This window comes from Kitasatospora sp. NPDC057518 (genome assembly GCF_042802075.1).
Lineage (GTDB): Bacteria > Actinomycetota > Actinomycetes > Streptomycetales > Streptomycetaceae > Kitasatospora.
In genome coordinates this window covers 1-9,168 of sequence record NZ_JBHVEU010000357.1, presented here as the reverse complement: position 1 = coordinate 9,168, position 9,168 = coordinate 1, and the positions used below count along the sequence as shown (strand labels likewise).

The 9,168-nt window shown below is 75.9% G+C and carries 9 protein-coding genes; 6 read left to right on the top strand and 3 right to left on the bottom strand.

The features are described 5' to 3' along the window. Positions 1-36: 36 nt before the first annotated feature. Positions 37-942 (bottom strand): ketopantoate reductase family protein, encoded by a 906-nt coding sequence (locus ACFU7Z_RS29310; RefSeq protein ID WP_380780758.1) that lies wholly within the window; start codon positions 940-942, stop codon positions 37-39. Positions 943-1,012: 70 nt separating this feature from the next. Beyond that, positions 1,013-1,192, bottom strand: a complete 180-nt coding sequence (locus ACFU7Z_RS29305; RefSeq protein ID WP_380780756.1) for a hypothetical protein — start codon at positions 1,190-1,192, stop codon at positions 1,013-1,015. Positions 1,193-1,316: 124 nt separating this feature from the next. Between ACFU7Z_RS29305 and ACFU7Z_RS29300 the strand changes: the two genes are divergently transcribed. The 4 genes from ACFU7Z_RS29300 (at position 1,317) to ACFU7Z_RS29285 (ending at position 6,176) form a co-directional block, all read left to right on the top strand. Further along, positions 1,317-2,429: an ankyrin repeat domain-containing protein gene (locus ACFU7Z_RS29300; RefSeq protein WP_380780755.1), complete on the top strand. Its 1,113-nt coding sequence runs from the start codon at positions 1,317-1,319 to the stop codon at positions 2,427-2,429. Positions 2,430-2,526: 97 nt separating this feature from the next. Further along, complete coding sequence (locus tag ACFU7Z_RS29295) at positions 2,527-3,291, top strand: ABC transporter ATP-binding protein (protein WP_049658819.1); 765 nt, start codon at positions 2,527-2,529, stop codon at positions 3,289-3,291. A 5-nt stretch (positions 3,292-3,296) separates the two neighbouring features. Next, positions 3,297-4,688: an FtsX-like permease family protein gene (locus ACFU7Z_RS29290; RefSeq protein WP_380780752.1), complete on the top strand. Its 1,392-nt coding sequence runs from the start codon at positions 3,297-3,299 to the stop codon at positions 4,686-4,688. A 213-nt stretch (positions 4,689-4,901) separates the two neighbouring features. After that, complete coding sequence (locus tag ACFU7Z_RS29285; protein ID WP_380780750.1) at positions 4,902-6,176, top strand: sensor histidine kinase; 1,275 nt, start codon at positions 4,902-4,904, stop codon at positions 6,174-6,176. A gap of 51 nt (positions 6,177-6,227) precedes the next feature. Here the strand turns inward: ACFU7Z_RS29285 and ACFU7Z_RS29280 are convergent, their stop codons facing one another. Beyond that, positions 6,228-6,896 carry a response regulator gene (locus ACFU7Z_RS29280; protein WP_380780748.1) on the bottom strand — a complete coding sequence of 223 codons (669 nt, stop codon included), beginning with the start codon at positions 6,894-6,896 and terminating at the stop codon, positions 6,228-6,230. 197 nt (positions 6,897-7,093) lie between these two features. Between ACFU7Z_RS29280 and ACFU7Z_RS29275 the strand changes: the two genes are divergently transcribed. Beyond that, complete coding sequence (locus ACFU7Z_RS29275; RefSeq protein ID WP_049654197.1) at positions 7,094-7,522, top strand: MarR family winged helix-turn-helix transcriptional regulator; 429 nt, start codon at positions 7,094-7,096, stop codon at positions 7,520-7,522. Next, positions 7,522-8,967, top strand: a complete 1,446-nt coding sequence (locus ACFU7Z_RS29270) for an MFS transporter (RefSeq protein ID WP_380780745.1) — start codon at positions 7,522-7,524, stop codon at positions 8,965-8,967. Before ACFU7Z_RS29275 ends, ACFU7Z_RS29270 begins: the two co-directional genes overlap by 1 nt. Positions 8,968-9,168 lie beyond the last annotated feature (201 nt).

The following is a 9,168-nucleotide window of genomic DNA, read 5'->3' as shown; positions in this document are numbered from 1 at the left end:
GCGGTGCCGTCCGCGGGGTGAACGCCCGGGCAGGCGCTACCGGTTGGCGGATTCGGTCAGGTCGTGCACCAGGCGGGCGATGGTCGGCACCGCCACCGCGTGCGCGTCGGCCGCCCGCAGCACGGCGCCGCCGATGGCGTCCAACTCGGTCGGCCGTCCGGCCTCCACGTCGCGCTGCATCGAGGACCTCATCGTCCCGGGGATGCGGTCGAAGGAGGCGAGCAGCGTCTGCGCGTCCGCCGGCGCGCCGACCGCCCGGGTGACGGCGGTGATCTCGTCCAGCACGGCGAGGAGTTCGCCCCGGTGCTCGGTGCGTACGGTGCCGATCCCGCTCGCGTGGCGGGTGGTCAGCAGGGCGAACGGGGCGAGGAAGGAGAGCTTGCTCCACAGCATCGCCGTCTCATTCTCGCGCAGTGCGACGTCCAGACCGGTGTGCCGCAGCCGCTCGGCGAACTCGGCCACGGGGGAATCGGGTTCGGCGTTCGCACCCAGCTCGATGGCGGCGAACGGGCTGGTGTGCTCGATCAGCCCGGGCGCCGTCCGGGCGGCCTCGACCCGGATCGTGCCGGCCACCACCCGTGCGGCCGGGTAGCGCTCGCGCAGCACGGCCATGTGGTCCAGACCGTTGAGCAGCGGCACCACGATCCCGGTGCCGAGCACCTCCGCGGGCAACCGGTCCAGCGCGGCGGCCAGCGCCGTCTCCTTGACCGTCACGAAGACGGCGTCGACCGGCTCGCGCAGCTCGGTCGCCGCCTCCACCCGGACGGTGAACTCGCCGAACTCGGCGCTGCGGACCCGCAGTCCGTCCCGCGCGATCGCGGCCGCGGTCGCCTCGCCGGCCAGGCAGACGACCCGGTGGCCGTCGCGGGCGAGCAGCCCGCCGATCAGTCCGCCGACGCCTCCGGGGCCGAGGACGGCGACGGTCAGGGGGGTGGTGGTCATGGTGACTCCTGTGGGTGGGTGGGTGGGTGGGTGGCGTGGTGAGGGATGGGGAAGCGGGGGCCGGGTGCGGTTACGGCGAGCGGCGGGATGCGCCCGCCCGGCTGGAGGAGCAGGCCGTCGCCCGGGAGCAGCCGCGGACGAAGGTGCCGCGCACCCCGCCGGGCAGCAGCCCGCCGTACGGGACCGGCAGCCCGCACGCCTCCGCCTCGGTGGGGCCGAAGCGCGGCTCGGGCAGCAGGTCGATGGTCACCGGATCATGATTCCCGGTCGGGCGGGCCCGGCGGGAGGCGGGGGCGTAAAAGGGGAGGGCGTGCCCGGCTCCGGCGGGCTTAGGGTGCGCCGGTGGAGGCTGTGCGGCGAGGGGGAGTCGGCGGATGACGGCGGACGGGCGGCTGGTGGCGGCGGTACGGGCGCGGGATGTCGACGGCGTGTGGGAGGCACTCGCCGCGGGCGCGGATCCGAGCGCCTGCGATGCGGACGGGCTGCCCCTGCTGTGGGTGGCCGTGAACGGGCTCGATCACGAGGTCGCCGGTGTCCTGGTCGACCACGGTGCCGATCCGGACCGTCCGCTGCCCGACGGGACGACCCCGCTGCTGCGCGCGGTTGACCTCGGTTCGTCGGCGCTGGTCGGGGCGGTCCTGGGGAAGGACCCGGCGCTGCGGATGCCCGCCGACGCCCGTGAGCACCTGCTCGCCCTGGCCAGGGCCTGGCACGAGACGGGGACGGAGGAGGAACTGCGGCGACGGACCGGGGCCGTGGGGCCGGCGGAGCGGGTGTGGGCGACCGAGCAGTACGCGGACGTCGAGCAGGTCTCCCTCGGCGGGCTGACCGTGCGCGCCGGGCACGGGGCCGTGCTGACCGGGCTGGAGTGGCGGTTCCGCGTCCTCACCCCGGTCGACGAGCTGGTGGCCAGGGCAGTCCGGCACCGGGAGCCGGGGCACGTCGGGCAGCAGGCCGTCCGGTTCGTGCTCGGGGAACGCCGAAGTCGGGAGACCTGGTCGGCCCTGACGGCCCACCACCGGCACCCCGACCCCGCGCACCGCCGCTTCGTCGCGGCCTTCCTGTGCGACACCCCGCTCCTGCGGATGGGGCACGCGGTCGAGTACGAGGCGGAGGAGACGGAGCTGCTCGTCGCCTGGGCGTCGGCCGAGCCGGACGGCGGGGTGCTCGCCGAGGTCCTCCGAGCCCTGGGCGGTCGTGAGTGCCCGGAGGAGGAGGCCGTCGGGTTGCGGCACGCCGCCGCGTCCGTCCTGGCCCCGTCCGCCGACCGGACGCCCGAGGTCGCCGACGCCCTGGCGGCACTGCTGGACGTGGACGACCGGCCGGTGCGCCTGGAGGCGGCCTGCGGCCTCGCCCTCCGGGACGATCCGCGCACGGCGGAGGCGGTCGACCGGCTCGGGCCGCTGACCGGACCGGAGTACGAGTGCGACGACCGGGCGGGAGCGATCCGGGCCGGGGAGGCCCGCAACCCGCCCGAGGGGACGTAGCACCACCTGCGGGGTTCGGTTTTCCGAACCCCGGATTCGGGTGCCAGCACAATCGATCTCCCGGCCCCGGACGCCCACGATGGAGGGCATGAACGGGATGACGACAGCCGCCGCCACGGCGGCGCACGACGGGGTGACGGACGCGGCCCTGAGCGCGGTGGGGCTGCACCGGCGGTACGGGCGGGGCACGGCGGCCGTACAGGCGCTGCGCGGGGTCTCGGTGGCCTTCGCGCCGGGGACGTTCACGGCGGTGATGGGGCCGTCGGGCTCCGGCAAGACCACCCTGCTGCACTGCCTGGCCGGGATGGACCGTCCGACCGGGGGCACCGTGCGGTGGGGCCGCACGGAGGTGTCCGGGCTGCCCGAGCGGCGGCTGGCGGAGCTGCGCCGCACCCGGGTGGGGTTCGTGTTCCAGGCCTTCAACCTGATGCCGGCGATGACGGTCGGGCAGAACGTCGAGCTGCCCGGCCGGCTCGCCGGGCGGCCGCCGGAGCGGGCCGCGGTGCGGGAGGCGCTGGCCCGGGTCGGGTTGGCCGGGCGGGAGCGGCACCGGCCCGGGCAGCTGTCGGGCGGTCAGCAGCAGCGGGTGGCGATAGCCAGGGCGCTGGTCTCCCGGCCGGAGGTGCTGTTCGCCGACGAGCCGACCGGCGCGCTGGACCGGGCCACCGGGCAGGAGGTCCTCGGTCTGCTGCGCTCGGGTGTCGACACCGACGGCCGGACCTGCGTGATGGTCACCCACGACCCGGTCGCCGCCGGGTACGCGGACCGGGTGCTGCTGCTGGCCGACGGCCTGCTGGTGGACGAGCTGACCGCGCCGACGGCCGCGCAGGTCGCCGAGCGGCTGAGCCGGTTGGGCGGGTGAGCACGATGAGCAGTCCCGTACTGAGCCTCTCGGCGGGGCAGATCCGCCGCCGCCCGGCCTCCTTCGCCGGGCTGGGGACGGCGCTGTTCCTGGCGGTGGCGGCGGTGACGCTGTTCGGGTCGCTGGTCGCCGCACAGGTCACGGCGCCGGCCGCGGTGGCGCGCACGGCGGTGTCCGGGCCCGGCCTGGTGCTGATCGCCGGGGCCTTCGGCGAGATCGCCGTCCTGGTCGCGCTGTTCGTCGTGGTCAACGCCCTCGGCTTCACCCTGCGCCAGCAGCACCGCGACCTGGCGCTGCTGCGCACCGTCGCGGCGACACCCCGTCAGGTCCGGCGGGTGGTGCGCGCGCAGGTGGTGGCGACCACCCTGCTGGTGTCCGGGCCGGGCGGCCTGGTGGGCTTCCTCGCCGCCCGGGCCTTCCTCGCCGCACTCCAGCGGCGCGGCATGGCCGCACCCGGGCTGCGCATACCCGGGGCGCCGGTGCCGGCGCTGATCGGGCTCGCGGTGGCGCTGCTGGTGGGCTTGGCGGCCAGTGCCGTGGCGGCCCGCCGGATCACCCGGCCCGCCCCGGCCGCCGCACTGACCGAGGGCGCGGGCGGGCCACGGCGGACGCCCGTGCCGCGGGTGCTCGCCGGGCTGGCGGTGCTCGCGGGTGGTGGGCTGCTGCTGCGACTGGCGGCGAGCCGGCCGGCCGGAGAGCTGGACAAGGCGGGGCAGGCCGCGCTGCTCGGCTCGCTGGTGCTGCTGGTCGCGGTCGGACTACTGGGGCCGGTGGCGGCGCGGGTCCTGGCGGCGGTGCTCGGCGCCCCGGCGCGGGTGCTCGCGCCCCGGGCGGGCTGGCTGGCGGACGCCAACCTGCGCGGCTACGCGGCCCGGCTCTCCTCGGCGGTGGTGCCGGTCGCGCTGCTCGTCGGGCTCTCCGGCACCCTGCTGGTCCTGACCGGCACCGCCGAGCACGTCGTCCGGGCGACGGGCGCCGCGACCAGCGTCACCAAGCAGAGCGACATCTGGCTGCGCGAGGCGGAGCTCGGGATGCTGGTCTGCTTCGCGGCGGTCTCCACGGTCAACACCCTGGTGGCGCTGACCGCCGACCGGCGCCGCGAGTTCGCGCTGCTGCGCCTGGTCGGGGCGACGCGGCGGCAGCTGCTGTGGATGCTCGGCGTGGAGGCGGTCCTGACCACGGCGATCGGTGTGCTGCTGGGTGCGGCGGTGGCGGCCGCGGCCTCGGGGGCGTTCAGCCTGGCGGTGACGGGCTCGGTGGTGCCGGTGGTGCCGGGCGCGGCGTGCGCCTGGGTGGTGCTGGGGGCGGTGGTGCTCACGGTGCCGGGGATCGTGGGCACGGGGCTGTGGGCGGTCGGCGGTTCGGCGGTGGAGACGACGGGCGGGGAGCGGGGGTGAGGCGGAGGAGGCGGCGGCCGGCGTCCACGGCGGGTGGGCGCGGGGTCGGTGCCATGGCTGTCCGAGGGGCCGTGCGGACGGAAGGGCAGGTGGATGCGGTGGTCCGGGCGGGTCCTGGTGGATGCTGGGGGCCGGTCGGCGGCTGAATGCCGGTCGGTGAGTGCTGGTCAGTGATTGTCGGTGGGTGTCGGTGGGCGAGTGGTGAGGTGGACGGTGGCTGAGCGGCGGCGGTACCGGTCGGTGCGCGGTGGTGAACTGGCCTTCGCGGTGCTCGGGTTGCCGCTCGGGGTGCTCGGCGGCGGGTACGCCGTCGCCGTCCTCTACGCGGGGGCCTTGCTCTCGCTCACCGTGCTGGGCCTGCCGTTCGTGGCGGCCGCGCTGCTCGGGGCGAGGAGGCTCGGCGGGTTGCACCGGTGGCTGGTCGCGCGGCTGCTCGGGGAGGAGGTGCCGGCACCGCGGCCGCTGCCGCGTCCGGCCGGAGTGTTCGCGCGGGGCCGGGTGGTGCTGACCGATCCGGTGGCCTGGCGGGCGCTGCTCTACCTCTTCCTGCGGCTGCCGCTGGGCGTGCTCGGCTTCCTGGCCGTGGTCGGGCTCCCGCTCGGAAGCGTCTGGCTGGTGGGCTTCCCGCTCTGGGTGCGGATGATGGAGCCGGGCCCGAGGTCGATCGGCCTGCTGGACCTGGGCGCGATCCCGATCGGCCTCGCGGTGCTGGTCGCCGTACCAGCGGCGGTGCAGGCGCTCGGAGGGGCGAACCGCACGCTGGCCCGTACCCTGCTCGGGCCGGTGCGCTCGGACCAGCGGGTGCGTCAGCTGGAGAAGGCCCGGTCCATCCTGCTGGCCGAGGGCACCGACCGACTGCGGCACCTGGAACGCGACCTGCACGACGGCACCCAGGCGCAGCTGGTCGCGCTCGCCATCACGCTGTCGCTGGCCGACGACGTGCTGGGGGCGGGCGCGCCGCCGGGGGGCCTTCCGCCGGTGGGCGTTCCGGCCGAGGGTGGCTCGGACGGGCTCGACCTCGGGCGGCTGCGGACCCTGGTGGACCGGGCCCGTGGGCAGGCCGAGGACACCATCACCGGTCTGCGCCGGCTGACCAGGGGCATCCACCCGGTGGCGCTGGAGGGCGGGTTGGCCGAGGCGCTGCCGGGGCTGACCGCCACCTCGCCGGTGCCGGTCGACGTCCGGCTGGACCTTCGGGAGCGTCCGGAGGAGGCGATCGAGCGGGCCGTCTACTTCTGTGCGGCCGAACTGCTGACCAACGTGGCCAAGCACAGTGGCGCGCGGTCGGCGGAGCTGAGCGTGAGCGCCGCCGAGGGGAGGGTCCGGCTGACCGTGCGCGACGACGGGCACGGCGGCGCCGTGATCGGTGCGGGTAGCGGGCTCACCGGCCTGGCCGAGCGGCTCGCGGTGCTGGACGGGACGCTGCGGGTGGACAGCCCGCCCGGCGGGCCGACGGCGGTCAGCGCCGAACTGCCCGGCCGGCTCTGACCGGTGGCCACGGCCCGGGCGGTCGGGGTCGCCGTCCCGGGAGGTGCTACCTCAGGAGGCGCCGTTTTCCGCGAGGTAGGCGAGCACGGCCTTGACCCGCCGGTTGTCGGCGTCGGTCGCGGGCAGGTCGAACTTGCCGAACACGGCGGCCACGTGCTTCTCCACCGCCCGCTCCGAGACCACCAGCAGCGTGGCGATCGAACGGTTGGAGTGCCCCTGTGCCATCAGCTCCAGCACCTCCCGCTCGCGCGGGGTGAGCGCGTCCACCCGGCTGCGCCGCCCGCCGTGCAGCAGACCGTTGACGATCTCCGGGTCGAGGGCCGTGCCGCCTGCGGCGACCCGGTGCAGGGCGTCGACGAACTCGGAGGTGCGGGCCACCCGCTCCTTGAGGAGGTAGCCGATGCCGGAGGCGCCGTCGGCCAGCAGCCGGGCCGCCCAGGCGGTCTCGACGTGCTGGGAGAAGACCAGGATGCCGACCTCCGGCAGGGTGGCCCGGATCTCCACGGCTGCTCGGATGCCCTCGTCGGTGTGGGTGGGTGGCATCCGGATGTCCACCACGGCCACGTCGGGCCGGTGCCCGGTGACGGCGGCGATCAGCTCGGGTGCCGTCCCGGCGGTGGCGACCACCGCGCACCCCCGGGCGGTGAGGAGTTCGACCATGCCGTCCCGGAGGATCACCGAGTCCTCGGCGAGGACGACACGGAGCTGCTTGTCGATCATGCCGTCATTATCCGGGCCCGCCGCCGGGCCGGGGCACGGGTGGTGGAGGGCCCGGTCCGCCCTCAGGAAATCTTCAGTTCAGACTGGACAGTCCAGACTGATGAAATTACCGTGGAACCGTGACCGAGAAGCGAACCGCCCGTACCGCCCCGGCCGACCCCGCCGGGCCCGCCGGGTCCGCCGGGTCCGCCGAAACCGTGGTTCCCGACAGCGCGGCGCTGGCCGCCCGTGAACTGCGCGCCGTCTTCAGCCGGCTGCGCCGCACCCTCCGGGAGGCGAGCGGCACCAGCGACCTGACGCCCTCCCAGACCGCCGTGCTCAGCCGGCTGATCAACGACGGTCCGGCCTCCGCCAGCGCGCTGGCCGCCGCCGAGCGGGTCCGTCCGCAGTCGATGGCCGCCACCCTCGCCGCGCTGGAACAGCACGGACTGGTCGGGCGCCGCCCCGACCCCGAGGACGGCCGCCGTCAGGTGGTCAGCCTCACCGAGGTCGGCCTGGCCCGGGTCGCGGACAGCCGCCAGGCCCGTGAGGAGTGGCTGACCCGGGCCATGGCGGAGCACTACACCGAGGCCGAGCGCGCCACCGTGCTGGAGGCGCTGGCCCTGATAGACCGGCTGAACCGGTGATGACCGGCCCGGCCGCCCTGCTCGCCCGACTCCGGCCGCGCCGTCGGCAGCCCGCCCCGGACGACGGGTTCAACCGCCGGCTGATCGCGCCGATGGTGCTCGGCTCGGTGCTCAACCCGATCAACTCGTCGATGATCGCGGTGGCCCTGGTGCCCGTCGGCGCCGCCTTCGGCGCGCCGCCCGCCGAGACCGCCTGGCTGGTCACCGGGCTCTACCTGGCCACCGCCATCGGCCAGCCGGTGATCGGGCGGCTGGTGGACACCCACGGCCCGCGCCGGCTCTACCTCGCCGGGACGGCCCTGGTCGGCCTCGCCGGACTGCTCGGTGCGCTCGCCCCGTCGCTCGGAATGCTGATCACCGCCCGGGTGCTGCTCGGACTGGGGACCTCCGCGGCCTACCCCGCCGCGATGCACCTGACCCGCAGCGAGGCCGAGCGGACCGGGCGGTCCAGCCCCACCGGGGTGCTGACGGTACTGGCCGTCGCCAACCAGACCGTCGCGGTGGTCGGCCCCACCCTCGGCGGTCTGCTGATCGGCGCGGGCGGCTGGCGGACGGTCTTCGCCGTCAACGTCCCGCTGTCACTGGCCTGCCTGGCGCTCGGTGCGGCGCGGCTGCCCGTCACCGCCCGCCGCCCGGACCCTGCCGACGGCGGGGAGCGCCCCGGGCGTCCGGAACGCCTCGACCACCTCGGGATCGCGCTGTTCGCGGTCCTCCTGCTCGCCCTGATGCTGTTCCTGATGAAGCCGGGCCCTGCTCGCTGGTACCTGCCGGTGCTCGCCCTCCTGGCAGCCGTCGCCTTCGCCCTCCGCGAGCGGCGGGCCCGCGCCCCCTTCATCGACCTGCGGGCGCTCGCCGGCAACCGCCCGCTGATCGCCACCTACCTGCGCCAGGTGCTCGGCTACACCGCCATCTACGCCTTCCTCTACGGCTACACCCAGTGGCTGGAGGAGGGGCGCGGCCTGTCCGCCGCCACCGCCGGACTCGTGCTGCTGCCGCTCTCGCTGACCGCGCTCGCGGCCGCCGGGGCCAGCGGCCGCAGTCCGGGCGTCCGCGGCAAACTGCTGGTCGGCTCCGCCTGCCAGATCGCGGCCTGCGCCGCCCTGCTGCTGGTCCACGCGAACAGCCCGGGCGCCCTGCTGATCGGAGTCGGCGTGCTGGCGGGTGTCTCACAGGGGCTGATCGGGCTCGGCACCCAGGCCGCCCTCTACCACCAGGCGGACCCCGCCGCCATCGCCTCGGCGGCCGGGCTGCTGCGCACCTTCATGTACCTCGGCGCCATGGCGGCCTCCGCCGCGAACGCCGCCTTCTTCCCGCACGGTGCCACCACGGCCGGGCTGCACCAGCTCGCGCTGTTCATGCTCGGCGGCGCGGCCCTGCTCTTCCTCCTCACCGTGCCCGACCGTTCGCTGGGGCGACTGGGAACACCTCCGCGGCAGCGGAAGTGACGGCCGATCCGTTCGCCTGGACGTACTGACCGCCACGGCGGGTGACGGGGTTCAGTGAGGGCCTTTCCGGCTCGCTGCGGACTGCGACACCCCGCACCGGCACCCGGAAGGCCCTCACGCCACACCGTGACCACCGCCGACCTTCACCGGACGCTGCCGCCTTGCCGACCTCCCACACCCGGACCGCGCCGCCGGCCACCC